This is a genomic window from Desulfolithobacter sp. (assembly GCF_054025815.1).
Genome location: NZ_JBPMMS010000046.1, coordinates 1 through 24697, shown reverse-complemented (window position 1 = coordinate 24697; position 24697 = coordinate 1). Strand labels below are relative to the sequence as shown.

23 protein-coding genes are annotated in these 24697 nt (G+C 56.9%); 4 read left to right on the top strand and 19 right to left on the bottom strand.

What is annotated here, in order from left to right:
• Nucleotides 1–32 precede the first annotated feature (32 nt).
• Nucleotides 33–1829 carry a YgiQ family radical SAM protein gene (locus ACXJJY_RS12760; protein WP_456388607.1) on the top strand — a complete coding sequence of 599 codons (1797 nt, stop codon included), beginning with the start codon at nucleotides 33–35 and terminating at the stop codon, nucleotides 1827–1829.
• A 28-nt stretch (nucleotides 1830–1857) separates the two neighbouring features.
• Here ACXJJY_RS12760 and ACXJJY_RS12755 read toward each other — a convergent pair whose 3' ends face one another.
• Together ACXJJY_RS12755 and ACXJJY_RS12750 are read right to left on the bottom strand one after the other, a co-directional pair.
• Entirely contained in the window at nucleotides 1858–2016 is a 159-nt protein-coding gene (locus ACXJJY_RS12755) for a hypothetical protein (RefSeq protein WP_456388605.1), read from the bottom strand.
• A gap of 44 nt (nucleotides 2017–2060) precedes the next feature.
• Nucleotides 2061–2669, bottom strand: coding sequence for a tetratricopeptide repeat protein (locus ACXJJY_RS12750; protein ID WP_456388603.1), 609 nt, complete (start codon nucleotides 2667–2669; stop codon nucleotides 2061–2063).
• A gap of 470 nt (nucleotides 2670–3139) precedes the next feature.
• Between ACXJJY_RS12750 and nifA the strand changes: the two genes are divergently transcribed.
• Nucleotides 3140–4777, top strand: coding sequence for a nif-specific transcriptional activator NifA (gene nifA / locus ACXJJY_RS12745; protein WP_456388601.1), 1638 nt, complete (start codon nucleotides 3140–3142; stop codon nucleotides 4775–4777).
• Here nifA and ACXJJY_RS12740 read toward each other — a convergent pair.
• The 17 genes from ACXJJY_RS12740 to nifH form a co-directional block, all read right to left on the bottom strand.
• On the bottom strand, nucleotides 4755–4955 hold the full coding sequence (locus tag ACXJJY_RS12740; RefSeq protein ID WP_456388599.1) for a hypothetical protein: 201 nt from the start codon (nucleotides 4953–4955) through the stop codon (nucleotides 4755–4757). The genes nifA and ACXJJY_RS12740 overlap by 23 nt on opposite strands.
• Nucleotides 4956–5061: 106 nt before the next feature.
• The gene (locus ACXJJY_RS12735; protein ID WP_456388597.1) at nucleotides 5062–6339 is read right to left on the bottom strand and encodes a radical SAM protein; all 1278 of its coding nucleotides are present in this window, start codon (nucleotides 6337–6339) and stop codon (nucleotides 5062–5064) included.
• A 70-nt stretch (nucleotides 6340–6409) separates the two neighbouring features.
• Nucleotides 6410–7774, bottom strand: coding sequence for a nitrogenase component 1 (locus ACXJJY_RS12730; RefSeq protein WP_456388595.1), 1365 nt, complete (start codon nucleotides 7772–7774; stop codon nucleotides 6410–6412).
• 19 nt (nucleotides 7775–7793) lie between these two features.
• Complete coding sequence (gene nifE, locus ACXJJY_RS12725) at nucleotides 7794–9158, bottom strand: nitrogenase iron-molybdenum cofactor biosynthesis protein NifE (protein ID WP_456388593.1); 1365 nt, start codon at nucleotides 9156–9158, stop codon at nucleotides 7794–7796.
• A 238-nt stretch (nucleotides 9159–9396) separates the two neighbouring features.
• Nucleotides 9397–12447 (bottom strand): molybdopterin-dependent oxidoreductase, encoded by a 3051-nt coding sequence (locus ACXJJY_RS12720; RefSeq protein WP_456388591.1) that lies wholly within the window; start codon nucleotides 12445–12447, stop codon nucleotides 9397–9399.
• The gene (locus tag ACXJJY_RS12715; RefSeq protein WP_456388589.1) at nucleotides 12444–13115 is read right to left on the bottom strand and encodes a 4Fe-4S dicluster domain-containing protein; all 672 of its coding nucleotides are present in this window, start codon (nucleotides 13113–13115) and stop codon (nucleotides 12444–12446) included. The genes ACXJJY_RS12720 and ACXJJY_RS12715 overlap by 4 nt, the downstream gene beginning before the upstream one ends.
• 76 nt (nucleotides 13116–13191) lie before the next feature.
• A complete protein-coding gene (locus ACXJJY_RS12710; RefSeq protein WP_456388587.1) occupies nucleotides 13192–14202 on the bottom strand; it encodes a transglutaminase-like domain-containing protein in 1011 nt (336 codons plus the stop codon).
• Nucleotides 14203–14540: 338 nt separating this feature from the next.
• Entirely contained in the window at nucleotides 14541–14762 is a 222-nt protein-coding gene (locus tag ACXJJY_RS12705; protein ID WP_456388585.1) for a Nif11-like leader peptide family natural product precursor, read from the bottom strand.
• A 62-nt stretch (nucleotides 14763–14824) separates the two neighbouring features.
• Nucleotides 14825–15304 carry a hypothetical protein gene (locus ACXJJY_RS12700; protein ID WP_456388583.1) on the bottom strand — a complete coding sequence of 160 codons (480 nt, stop codon included), beginning with the start codon at nucleotides 15302–15304 and terminating at the stop codon, nucleotides 14825–14827.
• 1 nt (nucleotide 15305) lies between these two features.
• Entirely contained in the window at nucleotides 15306–15764 is a 459-nt protein-coding gene (locus tag ACXJJY_RS12695) for a GNAT family N-acetyltransferase (protein WP_456388581.1), read from the bottom strand.
• A 104-nt stretch (nucleotides 15765–15868) separates the two neighbouring features.
• Nucleotides 15869–16168 (bottom strand): (2Fe-2S) ferredoxin domain-containing protein, encoded by a 300-nt coding sequence (locus ACXJJY_RS12690; RefSeq protein WP_456388579.1) that lies wholly within the window; start codon nucleotides 16166–16168, stop codon nucleotides 15869–15871.
• A 20-nt stretch (nucleotides 16169–16188) separates the two neighbouring features.
• Nucleotides 16189–17337, bottom strand: a complete 1149-nt coding sequence (locus tag ACXJJY_RS12685; RefSeq protein WP_456388577.1) for a dinitrogenase iron-molybdenum cofactor biosynthesis protein — start codon at nucleotides 17335–17337, stop codon at nucleotides 16189–16191.
• Between the two features lie 98 nt (nucleotides 17338–17435).
• Entirely contained in the window at nucleotides 17436–18809 is a 1374-nt protein-coding gene (gene nifK, locus ACXJJY_RS12680; protein WP_456388575.1) for a nitrogenase molybdenum-iron protein subunit beta, read from the bottom strand.
• A 33-nt stretch (nucleotides 18810–18842) separates the two neighbouring features.
• Nucleotides 18843–20483: a nitrogenase molybdenum-iron protein alpha chain gene (nifD, locus tag ACXJJY_RS12675; protein WP_456388573.1), complete on the bottom strand. Its 1641-nt coding sequence runs from the start codon at nucleotides 20481–20483 to the stop codon at nucleotides 18843–18845.
• Between the two features lie 14 nt (nucleotides 20484–20497).
• The gene (locus ACXJJY_RS12670) at nucleotides 20498–20872 is read right to left on the bottom strand and encodes a P-II family nitrogen regulator (protein WP_456388572.1); all 375 of its coding nucleotides are present in this window, start codon (nucleotides 20870–20872) and stop codon (nucleotides 20498–20500) included.
• A complete protein-coding gene (locus ACXJJY_RS12665; RefSeq protein ID WP_456388570.1) occupies nucleotides 20869–21225 on the bottom strand; it encodes a P-II family nitrogen regulator in 357 nt (118 codons plus the stop codon). Before ACXJJY_RS12665 ends, ACXJJY_RS12670 begins: the two co-directional genes overlap by 4 nt.
• A gap of 67 nt (nucleotides 21226–21292) precedes the next feature.
• Entirely contained in the window at nucleotides 21293–22117 is an 825-nt protein-coding gene (gene nifH / locus ACXJJY_RS12660; RefSeq protein ID WP_456388568.1) for a nitrogenase iron protein, read from the bottom strand.
• Nucleotides 22118–22749: 632 nt separating this feature from the next.
• On the opposite strand from nifH, the gene ACXJJY_RS12655 reads away from it, so the two are divergent.
• Nucleotides 22750–23601 (top strand): hypothetical protein, encoded by an 852-nt coding sequence (locus tag ACXJJY_RS12655; protein WP_456388566.1) that lies wholly within the window; start codon nucleotides 22750–22752, stop codon nucleotides 23599–23601.
• Between the two features lie 85 nt (nucleotides 23602–23686).
• The coding region (locus ACXJJY_RS12650; RefSeq protein WP_456388564.1) for a hypothetical protein at nucleotides 23687–24697 on the top strand (1011 nt) is incomplete at its 3' end.

Sequence of the window (24697 nt, the reverse complement as noted above, 5' to 3'; positions counted from 1 at the left end):
CGACGGTCCGGGCAGGGGAATAAAAAATAATAATGTTTTTGCCGACCACCAGAAAAGAAATTCGCCGGTTGGGCTGGGACCGGGCCGATATTATCCTGGTTACCGGAGATGCCTACATTGATTCGCCTTTTATCGGTGTGGCCCTGGTGGGCAAGATCCTTGCCGCGGCTGGATACAGGGTGGCGGTGATCGCTCAGCCGGATGTGGGGTCGGGTCGCGATATAACCAGGCTGGGAGAGCCAAGGCTGTTCTGGGGCGTATCCGGTGGCTGCATCGACTCCATGGTGGCAAACCGTACAGCCACTGGCAAACGACGGCACCGGGATGACTATACCCCGGGCGGAGTCAATACCCGCCGGCCGGACCGGGCGGTCATTGTCTATGCCAACCTGATCCGCAGTCATTTCAAGAATACCTGCCCCATAGTTCTGGGCGGCATAGAGGCAAGTCTGCGCCGGATCGCCCATTACGATGCCTGGAACGACAGGGTCCGCCGTTCCATTCTTTTTGACGCCCGGGGTGATTATCTGCTCTACGGCATGGCCGACCGTTCGGTGGTGGAGCTGGCCGATGCGCTGGATAAAGGTGCTGATCCGCGTTGGATTCGGGGCCTGTGTTATGTGTCCTCTTCTTCGCCGGCTGGCTGCCTGCTCCTGCCGTCCTTTAAGGAGGCGGCCGGGGACCGGGACGCTTTCATGCGGATGTTTGAGCTCTTCTATCAAAACAACGATCCGGTCACAGCCCAGCCCCTGGCCCAGCGCCAGGACTCCCGCTTCCTGGTTCAGAACCCACCGGCCCCCTGCCTGAGCACCGAAGAGCTCGATCGGGTGCACGGGCTTGGTTTTGAACGGGAGCTGCATCCCTGGTATCGCCGGTTCGGGAAGGTCCGGGCCCTGGAAACCATCCGTTTTGCCATAACCACCCACCGGGGCTGCTACGGTGAGTGTAATTTCTGCGCTATTGCCGTTCATCAGGGGAGAGCCGTGCGTTGGCGCAGCCAGGAATCCATCGTGGTCGAGGCCCGGGAGATCGCAGCCCATCCGTTGTTCAAAGGCGTCATTCAGGACGTGGGAGGGCCCACGGCCAATATGTACGGCTTTGAATGTCGCCGTAAACAAACAAAAGGATGTTGTCAGGACAAGCGGTGTCTGTATCCGGAGCCTTGCCCGGCGCTCAGGATTGATCACCGGCCTCAGATCGAGCTTATGCACAGGCTTCGCGGAATACCAGGGGTTCGCAAGGTGGTGGTGGCCTCGGGGGTTCGGTATGATATGATTCTGGCCGACAAAAAGCATGGACGGGAGTATCTGCGCGAGCTGGTCCGGCATCACGTCTCGGGGCAGATGAAGGTGGCTCCCGAGCATTGCGTGGACAGGGTGCTCGACTGCATGGGCAAACCCGGCACCAGGGCCCTGCTTCGTTTTCGTGAGCTTTTTTACGATCTTACTGAAAAAGAGGGACTGCCGCAGTTTCTCACCTACTACATCATTGCCGCCCATCCCGGCTGCACCCGGGAGGATATGGTGGCCCTCAGACGCTTTGCCCGCGAGAAGCTCAAGCTGATTCCGCGCCAGGTCCAGGTGTTCACGCCCACTCCCTCCACCTGGTCCACCCTGATGTACTGGACAGGGAAAAATCCCTTTACCGGCATGCCCTGTTTTGTCGAACGGACAGATGCCGGCCGGGAGAAGCAGAAACAGGTGCTGGTCTCAGGGCTGGTTGACAGAGAACACCGGTCCGGGGGCACAAGGATGAAAAATTCCGGGAAGATTACCGGGTCCAGAAAGGGGCCAGGCCGGAAAAGGCTCGGGTCCGGGAGAAGAGGATGAGGGTCATGATGGTGCAGGGGGGCCGGCTTCAGGCTCCGGTCAGCAGGAAATAGAAAAAGACGGCCAGGCCCTCGATGGCCATGAGGATGGCCAGTCCGAGCAGGATTTTTCCACGCAGGCCGAGTCGGTTTTGCCTGTGAGCGCTGCCTGGTTCTTCTGATCGTCTGTCTTGTTTGATGGAATCCATGAAAAGTCCGTCACGCTTGCGGCCAGGAGGGTTCAGATATACGGTTATTTTTTCTCTTTTTCCTGCTGTGCCGCCACCTGGGCCCTGACTTGCTTAATGATGTCAGACACCAGGGCGCCGGACGGGCCCTTGGCCATGGGATTGATCCGCACCAGCTCCTCCCAGGCCGCCAGTGCTCCTTCCACGTCCTGAAAGTCATTGATCAGGATGACCCCTTTGTTGAACAGGGCCTGTTCGTGGCGGGGGTTGATTTTCAGGGCCTGGTCCAGGGTGGCGATCGCTTTTTCCGGCTGTTTGTTGCGCCGGTACATGACGGCCAGGTCCGTGAGAACATTTGTGTCTCCAGGCTGCAGCTCCAGGGCCCTGTTGTAGGCCCGGATGGCCTTGGCCGGCTGGTTTGTGTCAAAATAGGCGTGGCCGAGCTGGACCCAGGCGGCTACGTTGTCCGGGTTGTTTTTTGTCTCCTGTTCCAGTGAAGCGATGGCCCGGGCTGCATCTGGATTTCCGGCATTCTGGCTGGTGGGCGGATGATTATGGCCTGGGGGTGGGGCATTGAAGACAGAGTAGATAACCCCGCTGAGAAAACCGGCAAAAAGGGCAACGAAAACCGAGATGAGCAGAGTCTGAAGGGTATATTTTTTTTCAGAGGACATGGTGCTCCCTGGATTGAACCGTTGAGGCTGGATGGGCTGATTACAGCTCGCAGAACTTACCGAATCCTGGGAAAAAGGCAACCATTTTCACCGGAACCATCGCCATTTCTCTGCTGTTTCTGTCTGGGAATTCGTAATTTTTCATTTCAGGCCAGGGTGTTCGGCTCTGTTTTTCCCCATGCCCGGTGTTGACTGTTTTTTTTCGCCACCGGCGATGCTTTTTTCGTTCCCAATGCTTCAGTTTTGTCACGCAGCAGACCCTATCGTCTTTATTTGTTGCAAAAATGTAACAATCTGTCGGAGCCGGAATGGCGCCTGGCCAAGATTTCAGCCCTGGAGCAGGAGGCGTGGATGGCCACTGGTCGCGGGATGCCGCCGGATGCTGACCGTGGTGGATAACCGGTCGTTATACATGGAATAAATATTGCATATTTCAGGATAACGACAACTACCACACGCAGGTATCAGCAATGCATGATTCGTTTACAAGAGAAGCAGGAAGTTCAGTCGCCTGGAAAGAACGAACCGTCCCCACTACCACCGAAACCCTGGAAGTTCGGGCCCTTTACAGAATTGTTCAGCTCATTGGTTCGGCCGTGCATCTGGACTCGACCCTGGCCGAGGTGTTCAGGGTTCTCCACGACACCTTGCAGATGGAGCGGGCGACCCTGGCCATTCTTGACAACGACCGTTCAAGGCTGGTGATCCGCGCCTCCTGCGGGTTGTCCGTGGAAGAGGAAATGCGTGGTACCTACGCCCTGGACGAAGGGATTTACGGCCAGGTCTTCCAGAGCGGTACCCCCTGCATCGTTCCTGATATTCACAGCGAGCCTCTCTTTCTCAATCGGACCGGAGCCCGGAGCAGGGTTTCCAAGTCCACCCTCGCCTTTATCTGTGTTCCCGTAGTGTTGGGTGACGATGTTGTCGGCGTTCTCAGTGTGGACCGGCTGTTCGCCGCCGAGGTCAACCTGGAGGAGGATGTTCGTTTTCTCACCGTTCTTTCCACCATCATCGCCCAGTTCCTTCATCTGCACCAGGCCATCCGCAAGGATCGGGAAAAGTTGGTCCTGGAAAACAAAAGCCTGAAGGCCGAACTCCATGGGCGCTACAACCGGCATTACATCATCGGCCAGTCCAAGGCGATTCAGGAAATTTTCTGGAGCATCGAACGGATTGCCCCGTCCAGGGCCACTGTGCTGCTGCTGGGCGAGTCCGGTACCGGCAAGGAGCTGGTAGCCAGGGCCATTCATGAGGCCAGTGACCGAAAGAACAGGCCCCTTGTCAAGATGAACTGTGCAGCCCTGCCGGAGAATCTTCTGGAAAGCGAACTTTTTGGCCATGAGAAAGGGGCCTTTACCGGAGCCGGTGCTGTTCGTCTGGGTCGGTTTGAGCTCGCTGACGGCGGAACGCTTTTTCTTGACGAGATCGGCGAGATGCCCCTGTCCCTCCAGGCCAAGTTGCTCCGTGTTCTCCAGGAGCAGCAGTTTGAGCGGCTGGGCTCCACCCGGACCCTGAGTGTGGATGTACGGATTATTGCGGCCACCAATGTCAGCCTGGAAAAAGCCGTGGCCGCCGGGACCTTCAGGGGCGATCTTTACTACCGTCTGCACGTGGTGCCGCTTAATCTGCCGCCGCTGCGGGAGCGACGCGATGATATTCCCCTGTTGCTTGATCATTTTCTCCGCAGCAGCAACAAAAGAAACGGCAAGAATCTCCGTATGAGCCGGGAGTTCCTTGACTTTCTCTCCGAATATGACTGGCCCGGAAATGTCCGGGAGCTGCAGAACCTGATTGAGAGGCTGGTGATTCTTTCCACGGGCGATGTCCTGCGGGTGGAGGACCTGCCCGAGTATCTGCTGACCAGGGAAACACCGGTTGTCAACCGGAGGCCCGCAGTTGCTCAACATGTGCTGGCCGGCTCTGCCCTGTCTGCTGATGCGGAGCCGGTCCGCAAGTCGCTTCGGGAGCTGGAACGTGACCAGGTGGAGGCGGCCCTGAGACGCAATGGCTGGGTCCAGGCCCGTGCAGCCCGCGAGTTGGGCCTGACCCAGCGACAGATCGGCTACCGGATCAAGAAATACAACCTCAAACGGCCGGAATATTACTGATCCCCGCCTCCTCGGGTCGGGCGGCCTCACTCTCGGCCGTCCGGCCTTTCTTTTTTTCTTTCTTTATCTCCGTTGCCATCCGCCCAATTTCCGTGCTTCCATTTTGGCGCGGCAGCGCCATGCCCTCCGGGTCTTTTCCGTCGTCTGTTCCTTGAAACACGAAGAGCACCGGCAACATGAATTGACGCCACGTTGCCGGTGCTCTTCGTAGTTCTGTCTGGTGCCATCTCTCAGGGTTGCCTGAGGGCTGTCTGCTGCAATCCCTGTCGTGAACGCGGCCGGCCTCAGCCGCAGCCGGTTCCTGAGCCCGTGCAGGCGCCATTGGAAGAGCATTTCCGTCTTCTACCCTGGAGGCTGGTCAGTCCTTTACCGGTATAGACGGCCTTAAGCCCCTTTTCGATGAAGCCCGACATGACGATGGGCTTGATCTGTTTCTTTTTCAGGGTTTCCCTGGGACTCTCGCCAAGATCGTTGACCAGGATGGCCCGGCAGTCGCCCAGGATGCGGCTGATGTTGAACCAGCGCTGGGAGCCGCCCCCGGCCGCGGGTGCCGACCGTTCCTCGATGAGTTTGTAGCCTCCCCGGCCGTCCTCGCCCCAGATCTGGAAACGGGTGGCCTCGCCGAGATGCTGGTTGACAAGCACGCCTTCCAGGGTCGCCACCGCCACATAGGGCCGCTTGGCCACCGAGTGGCTGGGCAGCCTGGCGCAGGCCGAAAGACAGCCCCGCATCTCCTCGGTGCGGTCGTCGTCGAGCAGGCCCACCGCATCGGCCCGGCAGCGGGTGCAGTGGCGCATCTGTGGAAGATATTTTTCCGCCTCGTTGCGGATTCCGGTCATGTAGATCCTGGAGGGTTCCGGGATGTTTTCAAATACCGTATCGACATTGGGGAACATGGCCATACAGTTGAACAGGTCAGCGCCGAGATCGCGCATGGCTCGCGCTACCTTGATGATGTGATGGTCATTGATGCCAGGGATGGCAATGGTGTTGATCTTCACCGTGATGGAGTGTTTCTTCAGTTCTTTGATTGCTTGCATCTGCCTGGCCAGGAGCAGCTCCGCACCCTGGCGTCCCCGGTAGAGCACCCGGCCGTCCCGAACCCATGAGTAGATATTTTTGCTCACTTCCGGATCCACCGCATTGACCGTCACGGTCACATGTGAGATCCCGATTTCGGCGAGTTCGGGCACGTATGGGGTCAGGTTCATGCCGTTTGAGGCCAGGCAGAGGATGGTTTCGGGGTATTCTTTGCGTATGAGGCGCATGGTCTCCAGGGTTTCTTCGGTATTGGCAAACGGGTCGCCGGGTCCGGCAATGCCGGCCACCGAGATCCGCGGTTCCTTTTCCAGTACCTTGCCCATGTAATAGAGCGCCTGTTCCGGGGAAAGAACTGTGGAGGTCACACCGGGACGCGATTCGTTGACGCAGTCATACTTGCGGTTGCAGTAGTTGCACTGGATATTGCATTTGGGTGCCACTGGCAGGTGGACCCGGCCGTACTGCCCCTTGACCTTGGCGTTGAAACAGGGGTGCCGGTTGAAATCGAGTGGTGGTGTCATGGTGTGCTCCTTTATATGAATTCAGAGTTTTGTGTTCTGTCATGTGGCGGCCAGGTCCGGTGGCTGACAACTACATATAGGCGTAGCCGACATCAGATCCATCCTGCCTGGTGCCGATCACTGCATTGGTCACAGTGTCGAAGAGCTGCTGCGTCCCCTGGTAGCCGAGATGGAGAATCCGCTGACCGCCGATCCGGTCGTGGATGGGAAAGCCCACCCGAATCAGGGGGATGGCCAGCTTTCTGGCAAGAGGATATCCCTTGGAGTGACCGATGATGAGATCCGGTTCAAGCGATTTTGCCATTTCGCCGATGTCGAAGAAATCCATGTTTTCAAAAACCCGTGGCTGCGTGAGGAGAAGATCACCGGTAAGCTCCCCGATGGTCCGGGCCAGTTTTCCCGACGAGCCGCCACTGGCGCAGAGTACCGGCTGGATGCCGATTTCCGCCAGAAAGACGGTCAGGCCCACAACCAGATCCTCTTCGCCATAGACAATAGCCCGTTTGCCAAAGATGTATTTATGCCCATCCACGTAGGCATCCACCAGCCGGCCCCGCTGGGCGACGTATTTTTCCGGCACCGTCCTGCCGCTGATCTGGGCAAGCAGGGCCAGAAAACGGTCGGTCTCTTCAATACCTATGGGCAACCCCAGCCGGTGGCATGGAACCTGGAACTTCTTCTCCAGGATCCGGGCCCCCGAGTTGGAGTCGGCCAGGGTGTGGCCAAATTCGATGGAGAGCCGGCTCCTTCCCATGGCCTCGATGCGGTCAAGCGGGGTGCCCCCGGTCGGAACTTTGACGTATTCTTTGAAGATGGGGCCATCGATGGTGGTGGAGAGATCCGGGAGCATGGTCCAGTCAAGGCCGAAATCGTTCAGGATCTCCTGGAGGAGCCGGTAATCAGCCGAGGAGACAAAGCCCGGCATGAGGTTGATGGTTTCGGTCTTCGGTCCTGTTTCGGCCATCTGTTCGACCACTGATTTCACCGCCGCGTGAAATCCCTCCATGTGGGTCCCCGAGTAGCTGGGGGTGGAAACGTGGACAAATCGGGGCAGGCCTTCGGAACCGGCGGTGTCGAGCAGGTACTCGCGAAGATACATGGGCACATCGTCGCCGATGGTCTCGGTGAGGCAGGTGGTGGCGATACCGATCATGGCCGGCCGGTATTTTTCCGCCACATTGGTCAGACCCTGTTTCAGGTTGGGGCCGCCGCCATAGACCGCGTGCTTTTCGGAAAGCGACGACGAGGCGATGTCGATGGGCTCGTTGTAATGGCTGATGATATAGCGCCGCATGTAGGTGGCGCAGCCCTGGCAGCCGTGCAGGTAAGGCACCGTGCCTTCGATACCCTTGAAGACCAGGCAGGCCCCAAGGGGCTTGCACAGCTTGCAGGCATTGGTGGTTGAGATGTAGTTGGGCGGTGGATTTTTGCTCATGGTGGGTACCTGTAAGGTTTCAATCATTACCGGGGACAAAGCGCCATACCGGGCTCATGACCGAGTTGTAGACTTCCCTGGCAAAGTTGAGCATACCCTCAAATCCCGCCAGGGCTTCCTTTCGTTCATGGTTGTGGTCGCAGAACCCTATCCCCAGCTTGTAGGCAATGGGCCGCTCCTTGACCCCGCCGACAAAGATGTCGACGCCCTTTTCCTTGAGAAAGGAGGTCAGCTCCAGGGGATTGGAGTCATCGACAATGACCGTGCCCGGATCGGTGATAGCGGCCAGTTCTTCATAATCTTCCGTGGTGCCGGTCTGGGAACCAACCAGGACCACCTGCATGTCCACCAGGCGAAAGGCCTTGACCAGAGAAAAGGCTTTAAAAGAGCCGCCCACGTATATGGCGGCCTTTTTCCCGGCCAGGGCCCGGCGGTATTTTTCCAGTTTCGGGACCAGGTCGCTCACCTCCTGACGGACCAGTTCTCTGGTTCGGGCCATGATGTCTCTGGCCTCCGGGTCTTCTGGAAATTTTTTCAGGAAAAATCGGGCGATGTCGTAGAGGGCTTCAGACATGTCCTCGATGCCGAAGTAGGAGACACGCAGGGACGGGACGCCGTATTTTTCTTCCATCATGTTGGCCAGGGCCATGGTGGACCCGGAACACTGGACTACGTTGAGAGCGGCGCCATGGGCCCGGCGGATATCATCCACCCGTCCGTCGCCGGTGATGTTGGCCACCACCTCGAGGCCCATACGTTCATAATAGTTGCGGATCATCCATATCTCGCCGGCCAGGTTGAAATCGCCGAGGATATTTATGGAAAAGCGGGAGACAGACCCGGTCTCTCCGGTGCCGATGAGCCGGAACATGGCGTCGCAGGCGGCCTGGTAGCCGGCCCGCTTGTTTCCCTTGAAACCCTCTGATTTGACCGGGATGACCGGGATCCCGGTTTCCTTCTCCATCTCGCGGCAGACCGCTTCCAGGTCGTCGCCGATAATGCCGACGATACAGGTGGAGTAGACAAAGGCGGCCCTGGGGTTGTGGCGGGCGATGAGTTCGCGCAGGGCAGCGGCGAGTTTTTTTTCGCCCCCGAAGATGACGTCTCGTTCCTGGAGGTCGGTGGAAAAGGAAAGCCGGTGCAGCTCCGGTCCCGAGGACAGGGCACCGCGGATATCCCAGGTGTAGACCGCGCAGCCGATGGGGCCGTGCACCAGGTGGAGGGCATCGGCAATGGGATAGAGGACCACCCGCGAGCCGCAGAAGGTGCAGGCCCGCTGGCTCACGGCCCCGGCCAGGCTGTCCTTGTTGCAGACAATGGAAAACGGGGTTTCCCCCTTGATGTGGATCTGGTCAGCCCGCTCTTTCAGTGCTATTGCCACCATGCTCTTTCTCCTGATACGTATTTCCGGATAGATGCTGCCAGGAGAAAGGCAAGAGATGTGCCATGTGTTCTTTTTGTATTTTTCTTTTTGTTTCAGGTGGTTATCTTTTAATATGTCTTTAGCGGCGACCAGGTGGATGAGGCCAACATGTCAGGAAGAGGACAAAAAGGAAAGGGTGCTACAAAACTGTAGGCAAGGGGGAGCCAGGGTCCGGCCGACAATGGGCCGGGCCCTGGTTTCAGATTGGCAGGACGCGGACGCGGGTGGAGCTGAAGTCCGGGATCCCGGCCTGGACATCGACCATGGGCAGGCTGCCCAGGTGGTCGTCCAGCCGGGCTATCTCGTTGGGGTTGATACCCCTGCCCCGGCTGGGATCAGGAATAAGGGAATTGCCGGAAACCACCCTGGAACCGCCCAGGAAGACAGATTGGCCGTCCCTGACCTCCACCCGGCCCGCGCCATGGCAGGTGTGGCCGTAATGGAAGGAAATGGCCAGGCAGCCGGGGCGGATGAGTCTTGAGGTCTGCACCTGTCCGGTGATACCCCCGGGCGTGCTTCTGGAAACCAGCCGAATCCTGTCTCCATCCTGTATTCCCAGGCTGCGGGCATCGTCGGCGTGCATGACGATATGGTTTTCAGGGAAGATTTCAAGGGCCGCTTGGTGGTTGATGGTTCGAGACTGGGTATGGACGTTCATCTTGTGAGTGACTACCAGGAAGGGATAGTCGCGGTCTTTGTCCGCCACCACGTCTCCGGTCGAGTCGGTTGGTGGCCAGTAGTGGACTGTGCCAGGGTAACGCTTGCCGGTGAGAGCGTTTCTGGCCGCGGCCATTTCTTCATTGAAAAACACCACCCTTTTCAGACCATGTTTGAATCTCTGTCCGTCAAACTGGTCCTGGTACCTGGGAAAGATGCCGCCGCGGGCCAGGGCATGGCAAAGGATTTTCCATTGCTGGTCCGGCAGGATGTGCCGGTAGCGGGCCACGGGATAGTTGGCTTCCACGAACCGCTGTTCTTCGGGCGTGGCAGCCGGCAGCCCACCATTGGCAGCAATGTTGGCAAAGCCCCTGAGGTAAAAGTCCTCGCCTCGGAACAGGGGATGGAGGTTGCCCTCCCGGTCAGCGATGGCTTCGGCACCAAAGCCCGGCAGGCCCAGGTTGTTGGCCAGGTCGATGAGAAAGGTTTCCAGGCAGAAGGGTTTGCCGTCCTCGGTTTTGCCGGTGAGCGGTTCGATGAACGGGGTGCGCAGGGCCGTGAACCGGCAGGCCGGCGCATGGGGGTGGATCCAGCCGTAATGCCCTTCAGCCCAGGTCACGTCCGGGATAATGTAATCGGCAAAAATATTGGATTCGTTGATGGTCGTGTCTATGGAGACATAGAGCGGCACCCGGTCCGGATCGGAGAGGGTCTCTTTGTATCTCGATCCTCCGGGAGTGGAATAGACCGGGTTGTAAAAGTAGTGGAAGAGCACCTGGCACCGATAGGGATAGCCGGCATCGATACCGTTCATGGTTTCGACGCTGAGGCCGCCACGGGTAAAGGCGAACCAGGGGCGCCTGGCCGGGTAGCCGCTACCGGTGTCGGCCTTTTTACGCCGATACTCGGAACTGTTTTCGTAGACGGCTTTTTCCCGCGAGAGCATTGTTCCGCGAGATTTGCGGCGCCCGGGAAAGTTTTTCAGGTCATAAATACCCTTGTTCCAGGCCGTGACCTTGCCGCCGGAGCTGAGGTAGCCTGCTCGCATTTCGACGGAACCGGTCATGACATTCAACAGAGCGATGGCATAGGCTGCGTAGGTGCCACAGAGGTAGTTGCCGGCCCCGTGGTACTGGCATACCGCTGCTTTTTCCCCATGGGCGGCGAAGTCGCGGGCGGTTTGGGCGATTTTTTTTGCCGGAATGCCGCAAAAAGAGCCATATTCCTCCAGGGTGTTGGCCTGGACTGCTTCCCGCATAAGGCGAAAGGCGGTCTTGACCCGGACCCGTTCCCCTCCGGCCAGGTTGACGATCCTCTCCTGGTCGAGCATGGCTGTTTCAATGCTGTCAAAGGGCACCACCGCGCCGTTTTCCGGATTCAGGACCAGATAGCGGTCATCCGCGTCCCTGTCTCCGGATGGAGCCAGATCACCCTGGCGAAGAAAGGTCTGGTCGCGCGAATGGCCAGGTTCAACGATGACCAGGTGGGTGGCGTTGGTGTAACAGCTATGGTTCATCTTTTCCGCAGCCGCCGGGCATGGGGCCTGGAGATATGTGCGGTTATAGGCGTTGTTGTCGATCATCCAGCGGATCATCCCCATGGCCAGGGCCCCGTCCTGCCCCGGCATGACCGGCAGCCAGTCGTCGGCGTGGACAGATGCGTTCTGGGCCCGGGGATCGACGATCACAAACCGGACCTTGCCTTCGGCATGCCGTCTGGCGATGGCCGCGCCATAGGTGTTGATCCCGGGCTGGAGCGCCTCGTAGATGTTGGCCCCGAACACCAGGATGTATTCGGCCTCCCAGGGATTGGCCTTGAGTTCCCACTGTTTTTTTTCGCTCAGGGCAAAGTTGCCCATCCGAAAGCCGATCCCGCAGATATCGGTGTGGCCGACCCGGTTGATCGACCCCATGGCGTCTTTGACAAAGCGGTTGATGAGGGCCTTGCGGCCGGTCTGCAGGCGGCCGGTCATGAAGACAAAACCGTTGCGTACCGGTCCCAGTTCCGGGGCCTGGGGATCGATGGGCTCGTCGTTGTCGAGTTCGGCCAGGCCGGGTACATGGCGGTCCTCGCCAAGATGGCCAAACAGCTGACCGCCTTCACTGATTTCCCGGATCATTTGCTCCCATTCGATGGGCTCGAACTTGCCCTCGCCCCGGCGTCCGGCCCGTTTGAGCGGTCGGACGATCCGGTACGGATCATAGACCGAGCCCGCGCAGTCGTGGGCCTTGCCGCAGACAGGGCTTGGCTTGTCCAGGACCTGGTCAACCGGGGTGGAGTAGGGTACCGGTTCTCCCATGTGGTTGTACGGATGAAACGGATTGCCGGCTATCTCCATGAGTACGCCGTTTTGTACTGTTGCCCGGATGCCGCAGCGGCTATTGCAGCTCAGGCAGACCGAAAAGATGGTCCTGGAGTCGTCAGTCTTTCCATGCTGGAGGGTACGTGGATTGAGCCAGGATTTCTTTTCCTGTTTCCCGGCCCCGGCTTCGGGCGGAACCATGAGAGTGGCGGCCGCGGCTGCCGAACCGGCAAGCAACTCCCGGCGGGAGAAGGAAGTTTTTTGTTTTTGCATGTTTCGTTTACTGCTCACGGGGTCCTCCTGCTTGTCTGGCGATGGGGGATGTAGCGTACCGCCGCTCCGTCGGTCCGGTCGGAATCCCGGAGCGTGAGTTGCGGATCCCTGAGACAGCGGGCGAATTCTCCAGCCGGTCTCAAGAGATCACCAAACAGCCGGGCCCCGGAGCTGCAGGCTTCCACGCAGGACGGAACACCTCCGTCCTCAAGACGGTCCAGGCAGAAATCACACTTGTCCACTTTGTTGCCATGATCCGGGTCCGGGAACCGGGCCCCGTAGGGACAGGCCTTGATACATTCGCCGCACCCGTTGCACCTGGCCCAGTCGGTGACCACCACACCATTGTCGAGCTGGAAGGTGGCCTGGCGATCGCAGGCGGCCATGCAGGGGGGATCATCACACTGGTTGCACTGGATGGGGGTAAAGAGCAGGCCGCGGCTCCGGGTAAAGATCTCTTCCCGGATCAGTATCCGGGTGTTGAACTGGTTTCTGGCGGTGTGGTTCCGGTTTTTGCAGGCAATGACACAGGACTGGCAGCCGGTACAGCGGTTGAGGTCGATGATCATACCCCAGCGTGCCGACGGCTTCCGGTCCCGGTTCTGTCCTGCCAGGGCCGGCTTGAGTCCGGCCGCACCCAGAAGCAAAGCAGTGCCATGAGCCAGGAATTTTCTCCGTTCTGACATCTTGTTTTTCCTCGTGGAGCTGGCGGAAAGCAGGGTTGCTGTCCAGGCCGGAGCGGAAACCCCGGCCTGGCATCATTTAGTCCTGGAGATAGGTGAACTTGTAGGCAAAGGAGCCCGGATCGAGCCAGTCTATCGGAGTTCCGTTCACTTCGGCGTACGGATAGCCAAAGGTATTGAGCGGACCCGACTGCTGGCGCGGATTGAGAATGAGGTCCCGGCCCACGGCAAGCTGGACCCGGTACGGATCCCATGCGCCCCAGAAATACTTGCGATACCAAGCGGTCTTAGGGTCATCCAGCGACAGGTTTTCCTTGAGCATCATCTTGCGGACATCAGCCGGATCCACCGGAACCCAGCCGTAGCCCGGCAGATAGAACTCGGCCCAGCAGTGCTGCCAGGTGGTGATGTCCTGCAGCGGTTTTTTGCCCATGCGGATCCCCAGAATCTCACGGGCCGGCACCCCGGCAGCCCGGGCCAGGGCGACAAAGACCGAGTGGATGTCGGTGCATTTGCCTCCAGGTTTTTGGAGCAGGCTGCAGACGTCACCCTTACCACATCCCCTGGTTTTGGGATCCCGGTACATGTTTTCACAGGTCCAGTCATAGATCGCCTTGGCCTTGGCCAGGATCGTGGTCTTGCTCCGGGTTATTTTGTCGGCCAGCTCCTTGACCGAACCGGTAATGGGCCCCAGGCTGGTGGGCTGGAGCCACTGCTGGAACTCGCTTCTGTCCCAGCACGGCTCACGGGCTGGAAAGTCCCGTTTCACCACTTCCTTGCGTACCGCGTGGAAGGAGAGGGTGAGATGCCGGTCTTCCTCGCCCGGTTTCCAGCGGGCATAAAGTATGGGAGTCTTGAATTTTTGATCTGTATAGACCGCGGATTCGGAAAAATCACCCTCCACCTTGATGTTCGAGATCAACTGGTTCTGGTCCGAGACCGGATAGGGAATCCAGAGCCTGACTTCCTGATCAAGAGGATGGCGGGACAGGTTGAACTCCATGACAATAGTCCCGGATGCCGTCTTGGCTGATGACAGGCCGGGGAGAAAGAGGATGGACATGGTGAGCAGGAGAAGTAATTTTTTCATGCAGGCCTCCGTTGGAATAACACTGATAAGGGATTGTTTGCTTTCTCGGAGGTGAAACTATTTGATTATACAGGGTAAGTCAAAGAGATAATATCTATGATTCCTTTTTTGGGTATAGGTAAAATCTATCTATTTGTGCGGATGAAAGGCGGGGCAGGCAGCAGGGGGTGATCAGTTCGATCAGGTTGCAGTGTGCGTCTGGTTCAATGGCACCCGAAAAAATCCCTCTGTCCCGGAAAGAGGCAGAGGGATTTTTTTTCGGGCGCCAGCTGATGTTCCGGAGAAAAGTATGAGATCAGTGGCCAGGAAATCCCGTTTTTTTCAACCATGGCTGATTTTCAGGTCCACCAGATCTGGCGTTTGGGCGGATTGCCGTTGCGGACAAAGTCGTCTCCAGACTCCCGCAGAACCTCGTTCAGTTCCTCCACCGTAAAGTCGTAGCCGTCCACCACCGCCTGGGCAACAAATTCTTCCCTGGTCGCCAGGACATCATATCTTGCCCGCAGGTGCTTGTCTTCGCCCCCGGCGATGAGTAATGCCTCAACGTTCTTCTTTGCCATGTTCAGCTCCCTGTTATGGTGTCTGTTTCTTGTTTTCTGTTTCTGATCCTGTTTGGTCTTTTTCAGCAGCAGGGCCGGCATATTTTGTTTTTGTCGATCTGACTGAGCAGTTTTCCTGAAACCATTTCCCTGACCTGTTCGGCCAGGACGATCATCTCTGTGATCTCTTGCCCGGAGGGCGGGGTGATGTGCCAGGTATCAAGATCACATATCTCCTGGTGCCTGTCCAGAGCCAGCAATTGTTCCCGCATGGGATCGGTGGCACCGGGAAACGTCTGCTCCAGGGCTTCCACCAGGTCATGCATGGTGTGGTTAAAGGGCAGAGTGCCATGAAACATGAGGGCCGCCATGACGAATTTTTCAATGGCCATTGTCACAAGATTATAGAGTATCTCCGGCGTGAAGACACCGGGCCGCCTGGCATGGCCTCCGCGGGCGGTGGCCAGGTACTGCAGGCCTTCTTTCAGAAAGATTTCCCAGTCATCAATGGGTTGTCTCCTGATGGAGTTCACAGGTAGTACGTCATCACCTGTACAGGTCATGTCAAATCTCCTTGTGGAAGCAGATTAAACTGGTTGGCTGCCAGCCAAGACGGCTGTAAAAGCCAAGCGCAGGATGGTTGTTTCGATCCGCGAGCAGCTGCAGGTGGGACGCACCCCGGGAAGTGGCCCAGTCGACGAGTTTTCCAAGTAAACGGCTGCCCACTCCGCAACCCTGGTGTCCGGGAAGGACGACCACGTCCTCAACCATCACCTTCACCCTGCCGGTGGCAGTGGAAATGAGTAACTGGCCTGTGCACATGCCGACCACCAGCCCTTGCTGTTCGGCCACCAGGACAATGGCCCGGTGGTTGTCGAAAAGCAGGTCAAGCCCCTGGCGCTGCAGCGTTTCGTCAAAGAAGAAATCCTCTTCTATGGAAAAGAGAATTTCCAGCAGGCTGGTCAGGGCCTGGAGGTCAGCCCGCCGGGCCGGGCGGACGATATATTCTTCCGGGCGGCTCATGACGATCGGTTCACAATGAAGTAAGACCTGAATTGAGGTTTCACATCTGTAACACTTGCAGGTAAGCGGCCAGCAGGAGACTCCGGATGGATGAAACGCTCAACTTAGATGAGATATTCTTTCGCCGGTTCACCGTCTTCCAGGCCATCAAGGATGGTATCGATGGCGTCCTCGCTGTCCACGCCCTTAAACCACCAGTTTTCCGGCTGGATGACCATGATTGGTCCTTTTTCACATTGTTTGAGGCAGGTGGTGGCGGTGACCAGGCAGTCCAGCCCCCGATCCAGGATTTCCTCTTCAATGTACTGTAAAAATCCATCGGTCTGCTTGTGACAGAGTCCTTTTTTGTCTCCGTCCACCCGGAAACTCTGGCACAGGATGATCTGCCGCTCAGGTATTGCCATTGCTCTCCTCCTTTCTCTGGCTATTCTTGGCTTTTTATTTTTTTCCGCCCGGCACCGTACAGCACGTCCACCGTGCCTTCGATGTTGTCTTGCGTGGTCAGAACTCTGATTCCCAGGCTGCCCAGTATTTTTCTCGGTCTTTCACCGGCATCGGCGGCCAGGAGGGCAAAGCAGTCATAGAGGCAGGTTCTGGCCAGGGTTTCCCAGCGCGAGCCGCCTTTTTTCGTGGCCGGGACCGACCGGGCTTCAAGAAGGCAGGTGAGACCGTCTTTCCTGGGACCGTAGATGAGGATACGGTCCGCCTGGCCAAGATGGATATCAATCTCCATGCCGCTGTCACTGACCACTGCCACGTTGGGCCTTTTCCTGCTCGGCCCGGGCAGGATTGGGGTAAAGGCGGAAGAGTGGGAATCTGTATTGTCCGACAATGTGTCTGTCGGTTTTCGATCCTTCTGGATTGTCACATCCAGGAATTTTGCGCACTGCTCCATGATCTGGTTCATCCGGGCCTGGTTTGTGGGTCCGGGACCTTCCTGATCCTCCGCGGACGGAAAAAAAGGAACCAGGGTCATGGCGTCGGCACCGAGTTCACTCATTTGGCGGGCGATGTCTTCAACATGGTCATCATTGATACCCGGATAGACCGTGGTCTGGATACAGACGTTGATTCCATACCTGACCAGCGCTTTCACGGCTTCGCGTTGTTCGGCGACCAGCAGGGCCGTGGACCGGGACAGGGGGATGGTCCGTCTGTCCGGGCGGATCCAGGCGTAGAGTTTTTCGGCGGTTTCCGTGGTTACGGCGTCCACCAGCAGGGTCACCTCTTTGACGCCTTTGGCGGCCAGGGTCCCGGCATGCCGGGCAGCCCCCAGTCCGAGCGTCGTCAGGGAAGATTCCTTGTCCGGGTAGAGGCGTTGCAAAAGATCGAGGGTCGTCAGGGTCGGTTCGATTTCGGCCAGGGGATCACCTGGCCCATCGAGGATGACCCGGTGTATATCCATCCCCTCGTTGAGCCTGGACTCAAGCCGGTTCAGGGCTTCCTGCGGCAGCATGGCTCTGGAAACCATGGCCATTGGTGCGAACCGGATCCTGCTGTTGGCCCGGACCGCCACAGGCAGAGTCAGCCGGCGCTTCTGGGTCATGGGTGCGGGAAAGGGAAGAGTGGTCATGGCTGGTACCTCGAATAAACCAGGTTAAGAGCGGGCCAGGTGTGTCCACGGGCCATCCGGTTGTCTGGCCGGAAGACCCGCGTGCTCGATCTGCCGTTTCAGAGAACGAGTTCAAAGCTGGTTTCGGGATCGTCACGGTCCTTACGGTCCAGAAGGGCCCCGAGGATTTTTTCCAGAAGTCGGATACCTCCCTTGTAGCCTACGGTGGGGAAGTACTGGTGGCCCTGGCGGTCAAGGATGGGGAAACCCCAGCGGATCAGGGGCACGTCCTCATCCCGGGCTATATACTTGCCGTAGGTGTTGGAGATGAGCAGGTCCACCGGCTCGTTCTTCATCCACTGGTGGAGCAGGAAAAGATCACCCCTGGCCCTGACATTTACTTCGCAGGGCAGTTCCCCGGTGATTTCCCGGATCCGTTTTTCGAACTTCTTGCCCGGTGTACCGGTGACAATGTGTACCGGCAGCATGTCGATGGAGACCAGGAACTCGGTCATGGCGATGACCTGGTCGGGGTCTCCGGCAATGGCAACTTTCTTGTGATAGAGGTACTGGTGCATGTCGGAAATAAGATCCAGTAACTGGCCGCGTTCTCGGGCCAGGATCTCTGGAACCGAAACTCCGGCGATGGTGCGCAGGGTATCGATGAACCGGTCGGTGGCCTTGAGGCCAAAGGGCATGTCGATGACCGTGCAGGGTACCTTGCACTGCTTGTCCAGTTCCCGGGCCGCATCGCCTGAACACCATTCGCCAAGGGCAAGGGTGCCGACGGCATCGCCGGTGGCTTTCAGCTCCTCGATGGTGGTGCCACCCTGGGGAAACATGTTGTACTTTCCCGTCAGGGGAGAGTTCAATACTCCGGAAGTATCGGGAAACAGAATGGTATCGATTCCGAGCAGGTCGGCCATCCGTTTGATCTCCTCCATGTCCGCTGGTTCCACCCACCCGGGAATGATGTTGACCTTGCCGTTTTTCCTGCCGGTTGACTCGGCCAGTTCGGTCATGGCCTTGACCATATTGGAAAAACCAGTGACATGGGAACCGACGTAACTTGGGGTAGAGGCGCAGAGAACATACTTGTTCTCCGGAATCTTTCCCTCTTTGAGCGCTTTTTTCCGTATCTGTTTCAGGTCATCGCCAATAGTTTCGGACAGGCAGGTGGTATGGACGGCAATAACGTCGGGTTCGTAAACAGTGAAGATGTTGTTGAACGCCTGCATCAGGTTGGCCTGGCCACCGAATACCGAGGCACCTTCTGTGAAGGAGCTTGTGGCTGCGGATACGGGTTCCTTGTAGTGCCGGGTCAGGGTGCTGCGGTGATAGGCGCAGCAGCCCTGGGAGCCGTGGCTGTGGGGCAGGCAGCCGTGTATCCCCAGAGCCGCGTACATGGCACCGATGGGCTGGCAGGTCTTGGCCGGATTGATGGTCAGGGCCTTGCGCTCGGTTATTTCTTTTGGTGTATGTCTCAGTAGCATTTGTCTAACCTCTTTGAAAAGCAGGGTGAATGGTTATTCCCAGACGTAGGCACCGGAGAGCTGGGGATTCTCCTGCCATGGAGCCTTCATGTAGCTCCACACCCGGCTGTTGACCAGCCGGTCGATCTCGTTGTAGAAGTTGATGGCGCCTTTGAAACCGGCATAGGGACCGCCGGAGTCATAGCTATGGAGCTGTTTCATGGGGATGCCCAGCTTCTGGATGGAGAACTTCTCCTTGATGCCGGCGCAGAAGATATCTGGCTTCATCAGTTCCACCAGTTTCTCCGCCTCGTACTGGTTCAGGTCATCGATGATCAGTGTTCCCTCTTCCATATCCGGCAGCAGCCCTTCGTAGGACTTGAACTTGAGACCTGTCTTTTCCAGTTCCCTGAGCTCGTCAGTGGTTTTCCGTGGCCGGTAGCGTCTCTCATCCGGTTCCACCTCGATTTCTTCGATGTTCCGGCTGTCCGCATCCACCTTGAGGTTGGGCAGGACGTGACGGCCCTCGTAGTCATCCCGGTGGGCGAATTCGTAGCCGGCCGAGATGGTTTTCATGCCCATCTCCCTGAACAGCTCCTGGTAATGATGCGCCCTGGAACCGCCTACAAAGAGCATGGCGCTTTTGCCTCTGGTCCGGGGCAGAACTTCTTCGCGGGCCGCCTTCACTGCCGGCATTTCCTCGGCAATGACTTCTTCCACCCGGTCAATAAGCTCCTGGTCGCCGAAGTAGGCGGCAATTTTGCGCAGGCTCTTGGCCGTGGCCTCGGCTCCGATAAAGTTTACCTTGATCCAGGGAATACCGAACCTGGTCTCAAGCATGTCGGCCACATAGTTGATAGAGCGGTGGCACATGACACAACTCAGGTCGGCCTGATGGCAGGAGGCAAACTGGTCATAGGTGGAATTGCCGGAAAAGGTCGCCAGGTTGGTGATTCCACACTTGGTCAAGATTCGATCGATCTCGAAACCGTCGCCACCGATATTGTATTCACCCAGCAGGTTGATTTTGTATTTTCCTTCCCTGGGCTCGTCCTCCGTGCCGACGATATGTCTGAATATCTGGTTGTTGGCTATATGATGTCCGGCAGACTGGGAAACACCCTTGTATCCCTCGCAGGAGAAGGCGAACACGTTGCAGTCACCGAATTTGTCCTTCATCTTCCTGGCCACGGTGTGGATGTCATCACCGATGAGCCCCACCGGACAGGTGGCAAAAACCCCTATCGCCTTGGGGTGAAAGGTGTCGTAAGCTTCCTGGATCGCCTGTTCCAGCTTTTTCTCGCCACCGAAAATGATATCCGAATCCTGCATGTCGGTGGAGAAGGTGTAGTTCATGTACTGCTCTCCATTCTCTCCGGCATCTGTCTGGTTGCGCCTGGTCAGCCATGCGTAAAAGCTGCAGCCGATCGGGCCGTGAACCAGGTTGACGATGTCGCGGGTGGGGCCCAGGATAACTCCCTTGCATCCGGCATAGGTGCAGCCGCGCATGGTGATGATACCCGGGATGGTCCTTACATTCGCCAGGATTTCCGGAGTTTCATTTTCCTGCGCCTCGTTGATCAATATCTGCTTGGCACGTTTGCGGGCGACCTTGGGCGGATACTTCTTGAGCAGTTCCTCCTTGATGTCAGCGGGGTCCCATTGCACTGGTTTTTTCTCGGTTACACTTCCCATAGATCTTCTCCTTGTCAGACAATGGCTTTCTCGCCGGTTTCTGCTGTCCGCACCCGGACAGAATCCTTGACCGGAAGGACAAAAATTTTCCCGTCACCTGGCTTGCCTGTCTGATTGGTTGCGATGATAGTCTTGACCACCTCGGGGACCCTGGCATCAGGAACCACTGCGGTGATTATTCGTTTGGGGTAGAGTTTGCCTTTTTCGCCCAACAGGGCGGCAGCTTCTTCGTACCCTTCCTCCGCACCTTTGAGGACCTGCGGGTTGACAAACCCTTTACCGCGTCCCTGGGCCTCGTGGGCAAAGAAGGCGTCAATTCCTGCGTCGGACAGGGCCTGCTTGGTCTGGTTCATCATGTTGATCCGTACGACAGCAATGATCTCTTTCATGACGCCACCTCTTCCCCGGCAGGAGATTCGGGCTCCTTTTTTCCGCTGCTGATGGTATAGACTTCCTCGACTTCGCTGATAAAGATCTTGCCGTCACCAAAGGCACCGGCGGGGCTGGTGCGTGCTGTATCCATGATGGTCTGGATGACGAAATCCCTGTCTTCCCCGTTGACCACGCTCATCAGCATGGTTTTTGGAATTTCGTCGTAGGTCACGTCTCCGATCTTGATGCCGCGCTGCTTGCCGCGCCCGGCAACAGCGTATTTGGTTACGGCCGGATACCCAGCGTCCATAAGGGCGGCGAGGACTTCATCGGCCTTTTCCGGCCGGACAATTGCTCTGATCATTATCATGGTGTATCTCCAGGTTGAGTTGTGGGTGAACCAGGCAGCCGGGCCTGGTCAGGTCGGCAGAAGTTCTCTATGCCATCAGGCCAAAGTCCATCAGGAGTTTCTCAAGCTCCTCGATTTCCAGGGGGGTGGGGACGACAAACTGGTCGTTTTCGTCGATGGCTTTGGCAAGGCCACGATACTCTTTGGCCTGGGGGACGTCGGGATTCCACTGGATGACGGTCTGCCTGTTGATCTCCGCCCGCTGCACATCGTTGTCCCTGGGGACGAAGTAAATCATCTGGGTCCCCAGTTTCTCGGCGAATTTTTCGATCATCTCCTTTTCATTATCCACCTTACGTGAATTGCAGATCAGGCCACCGAGCCGGACGTCACCGGACTGGGCAAACTTGACGATACCCTTGCTGATGTTGTTTGCCGCGTACATGGCCATCATTTCGCCGGAACAGACGATGTAGATTTCCTCGGCCTTTCCATCGCGGATGGGCATGGCAAATCCGCCGCAGACCACGTCGCCGAGAACATCGTAGAAGGCGTAGTCAAGTTCTTCGCTTTCCTCGTAGGCGCCAAGGGATTCCAGCATATTGATCGAGGTGATGATACCGCGTCCGGCACAGCCCACACCCGGCTCCGGTCCTCCTGATTCGACACACCAGGTGCCACCGTACCCTGCTTTGCGGATGTCCTCGAGTTCAACGTCTTCGCCTTCTTCGCGCAGGGTATCAAGGACCGATTTCTGGGCCAGGCCACCAAGAAGCAGTCGGGTGGAGTCTGCCTTGGGGTCGCAGCCAACCACCATGACCTTGCGTCCCATTTCAACCAGTCCTGCAACTGTGTTCTGGGTGGTGGTGGACTTGCCGATACCGCCTTTTCCGTAAATTGCTACCTTTCTCATAATATTGCCTCCTTGTAAAAATGGATGGTCTGCCGGGTGTTCCGGATGTGTACTTGTCTGTGGTGTGCCCTTGATATGGCAAGGGGCGTGCCTGATTGGATGTTTTATTTTTTTACTGTTAAATCAGTATGTTTCCTGTGGTTTGCAGAGCTTGGTTTACCGTGTTCTTCACAGGTTGCAGGATCAGTTTTGTGAATAAGAGGACAACTGTGAACAGGAGTGACATTTTTGTCTGGATGTTGGAGGGGAGTGATAAAGAGTCCATCATACTTTAAAGATGGTCCGTACGGAGAGCGTTTGCCTGGAAGAAAAGGAGAGAGCTGTGGCAATTTGCGATAAACCGGCAGAACTGGCCTGCAGGTGGGGATGATTTTTCTTTTACAGATTGATATTGTTGCGAAATATAAGGCAGGTATGGCGAGTCGTCATAATTATCTTGACATCATAAACTGCTCAGGGTTTTTATTGAACTAATGCTGGTTTTTTTTCTGTTTTATGCAATGGTTGATACTAGCCACTGCAGATTGAAATCATCAGTGGTCATGTAGCCGGAGATTGCAAGACTGTTGAAAAACAGAAGTGTACTGTGCATCCGGCTGCTTCACAGCCCGTGGAAAGAGTGGAGGTTCAAAATGAAGCCGTTTTGTTTGACTCTTGTTGTTTTGTTTTTCAGCGTGACCGTACCGGTTCTGCCCCAGGGGCAAGCTGTTTTTGCCGCCCAGGGGGATTCGGGACAGCAAAACGGTGTTCTGTCCGATATTTTCAATATTTTTGGCGGTGTCGCCAGGGAGATGGTTCAGGAGTCTTTTGACGAATGGCTTGGTAACTACAAGGGAAAAATAGGTCAGGTCAGGCTGGTGGAGCGGCGCGGCAATTCCATCATCCTGGAAGTGGCCTATGAAAACGTTAAACGGGCGGATGGGGTTTCTGTGCAGGCCAAGGTTTTTCGGGGCGGGGTCCCTTTGGATGGTTTTGTCAGCTCTGTTGCTCCGGTTACAGGGCGCCGTGGTCTTGTCCGGCTCACCATCAGCCGACCCCTGCACACCCAGAACGAATGGGGCAATGCGTCGGATTGGAATGAGTCCGGTTTCAGCGACAGTGCACAGACCGTTTTTTCAGACCAGATTCAGCTCTTTCTGGTGCGGGAAAGCAATCCGGACCGTCCATTCGGGCACCTGGTGTTTGATTTTCCCAAGACCTGGACGACCAGTTCCGAAATAGAGATTATCGAGCCTGAGCATCCTGTCCAGGAGGAGGCTGTTGAACTGGAAGAGGGGCAGGTCCAGGAGACGGGCTCAGGTTCTGGCCCTGGAACAGCGATTCCCGGAGGCAAAAAACCGGCCCTAAGGCCTGTTCTGCCTGGCACCATCTTGAAGCCTGTGAATCCGGCAGTGAAACCGGGAGTCGTACAGCAGCCACCCAGGCAGATAGAAGAGAAGCAGGAAAAACCTGTGCTGCAACTCCCTGGCGTTATAGGCCGCTAACTACAGAGATCATGGCCCTACTGTCTCCTGTTATTACTTTGCAGGTGGGCCTCTCATACATAGTTCAACAGGGGAGGGCTTATTTATGAAGCTGCTGAAACTGTTTTCCCTGATTCTCTTTCTGTCAGGCTATTCTCTCTTTTTTCTGCCCTTTTTCCTGCCTGCATCTGCCCAGGATAATGTCAAACCTGTGTATAAACTGCGTCAGGTCCAGACGTTGAAACTGCCGGAAAACAGAAAATTTCTGCTAAAACCCCTGAAGGTAAGGCCTTTTCCCGTCCATAAACTGCCAAGACCTGTTATTCCTGTAAAACCTGCAGAACCTGAAGGGCCTGATCCTGCTGCAGCCATTGATCTCGCAGATGTTATTGAATCTGCAGAACTGCTGCAGGATATCTCTGCTGCTGCCGGATGGGACAGTCACATGATCTTCCAGGACAGGGCTGCAGGTAATGTGTTCTATTATATCCCAAGGGAGTTCCTTCTGGTTTATGACAGGGGAGGATATCATTTATCCGTCCAGTACAACCAGCAGGCTGAGCCTGGAAAACCATCAGTTACCCTTGTGGCAGAGTTGGCAGCCCCCTATCACACCGGTGATACAGCCCTGCTCAAGGCAATACTCAGGGAGTCCTTCAGTCTGAAACCCCAAGACAGGCTTGAGATCAAATCCATCAAGGGACTGGGGGCCTCTGTGGATATGGCTCCCCTGAGTGCAGGTTTTGCCATAGGGCCTGAAAGGATAAGCGTCACCCTGCCGGCCCATCTCAGGCAGCCTCTGCGTATGACCCTTTCACTCTCCCAGGATGAGGTTGAGGCCATTCTGGCCCAGATAGCTGCTGAGGGAGTGGCAGGGACCCTTAACATCCAGGTGGCAGACAGTTCCGTTCCCATCCCTATCCGTATCCAGTACGGGGCATTTGCCGGTGAGAAGATTGCCGGTTTCCGGGACTGGCTGCATGGCGCTGAACTTGATGCCTTTGAGAACATAACGCCATTTCCTGTTACTCTCGAGGGGATAAATGGCTACTGTCTCAAGAACAACAGGTTGGAGCGCATAGCCAAGCGTCTCAAGTCCTCCAGCCCTATACCTCCC

Excerpts from the sequence above, each read along its gene's own strand:
- ACXJJY_RS12735 (WP_456388597.1), bottom strand. The coding sequence starts at position 6,339 with ATGACACCACCACTCGATTTCAACCGGCACCCCTGTTTCAACGCCAAG.
- ACXJJY_RS12750 (WP_456388603.1), bottom strand. The coding sequence starts at position 2,669 with ATGTCCTCTGAAAAAAAATATACCCTTCAGACTCTGCTCATCTCGGTT.
- nifD (WP_456388573.1), bottom strand. The coding sequence starts at position 20,483 with ATGGGAAGTGTAACCGAGAAAAAACCAGTGCAATGGGACCCCGCTGAC.
- ACXJJY_RS12740 (WP_456388599.1), bottom strand. The coding sequence starts at position 4,955 with ATGTTGCCGGTGCTCTTCGTGTTTCAAGGAACAGACGACGGAAAAGAC.
- ACXJJY_RS12710 (WP_456388587.1), bottom strand. The coding sequence starts at position 14,202 with ATGAAAAAATTACTTCTCCTGCTCACCATGTCCATCCTCTTTCTCCCC.
- ACXJJY_RS12670 (WP_456388572.1), bottom strand. The coding sequence starts at position 20,872 with ATGAAAGAGATCATTGCTGTCGTACGGATCAACATGATGAACCAGACC.
- ACXJJY_RS12760 (WP_456388607.1), top strand. The coding sequence starts at position 33 with ATGTTTTTGCCGACCACCAGAAAAGAAATTCGCCGGTTGGGCTGGGAC.
- ACXJJY_RS12665 (WP_456388570.1), bottom strand. The coding sequence starts at position 21,225 with ATGATAATGATCAGAGCAATTGTCCGGCCGGAAAAGGCCGATGAAGTC.
- ACXJJY_RS12715 (WP_456388589.1), bottom strand. The coding sequence starts at position 13,115 with ATGTCAGAACGGAGAAAATTCCTGGCTCATGGCACTGCTTTGCTTCTG.
- nifE (WP_456388593.1), bottom strand. The coding sequence starts at position 9,158 with ATGGTGGCAATAGCACTGAAAGAGCGGGCTGACCAGATCCACATCAAG.
- ACXJJY_RS12700 (WP_456388583.1), bottom strand. The coding sequence starts at position 15,304 with ATGACCTGTACAGGTGATGACGTACTACCTGTGAACTCCATCAGGAGA.
- ACXJJY_RS12695 (WP_456388581.1), bottom strand. The coding sequence starts at position 15,764 with ATGAGCCGCCCGGAAGAATATATCGTCCGCCCGGCCCGGCGGGCTGAC.
- ACXJJY_RS12755 (WP_456388605.1), bottom strand. The coding sequence starts at position 2,016 with ATGGATTCCATCAAACAAGACAGACGATCAGAAGAACCAGGCAGCGCT.
- ACXJJY_RS12685 (WP_456388577.1), bottom strand. The coding sequence starts at position 17,337 with ATGACCACTCTTCCCTTTCCCGCACCCATGACCCAGAAGCGCCGGCTG.
- ACXJJY_RS12705 (WP_456388585.1), bottom strand. The coding sequence starts at position 14,762 with ATGGCAAAGAAGAACGTTGAGGCATTACTCATCGCCGGGGGCGAAGAC.
- nifH (WP_456388568.1), bottom strand. The coding sequence starts at position 22,117 with ATGAGAAAGGTAGCAATTTACGGAAAAGGCGGTATCGGCAAGTCCACC.
- ACXJJY_RS12690 (WP_456388579.1), bottom strand. The coding sequence starts at position 16,168 with ATGGCAATACCTGAGCGGCAGATCATCCTGTGCCAGAGTTTCCGGGTG.
- ACXJJY_RS12655 (WP_456388566.1), top strand. The coding sequence starts at position 22,750 with ATGAAGCCGTTTTGTTTGACTCTTGTTGTTTTGTTTTTCAGCGTGACC.
- ACXJJY_RS12730 (WP_456388595.1), bottom strand. The coding sequence starts at position 7,774 with ATGAGCAAAAATCCACCGCCCAACTACATCTCAACCACCAATGCCTGC.
- nifA (WP_456388601.1), top strand. The coding sequence starts at position 3,140 with ATGCATGATTCGTTTACAAGAGAAGCAGGAAGTTCAGTCGCCTGGAAA.
- nifK (WP_456388575.1), bottom strand. The coding sequence starts at position 18,809 with ATGCTACTGAGACATACACCAAAAGAAATAACCGAGCGCAAGGCCCTG.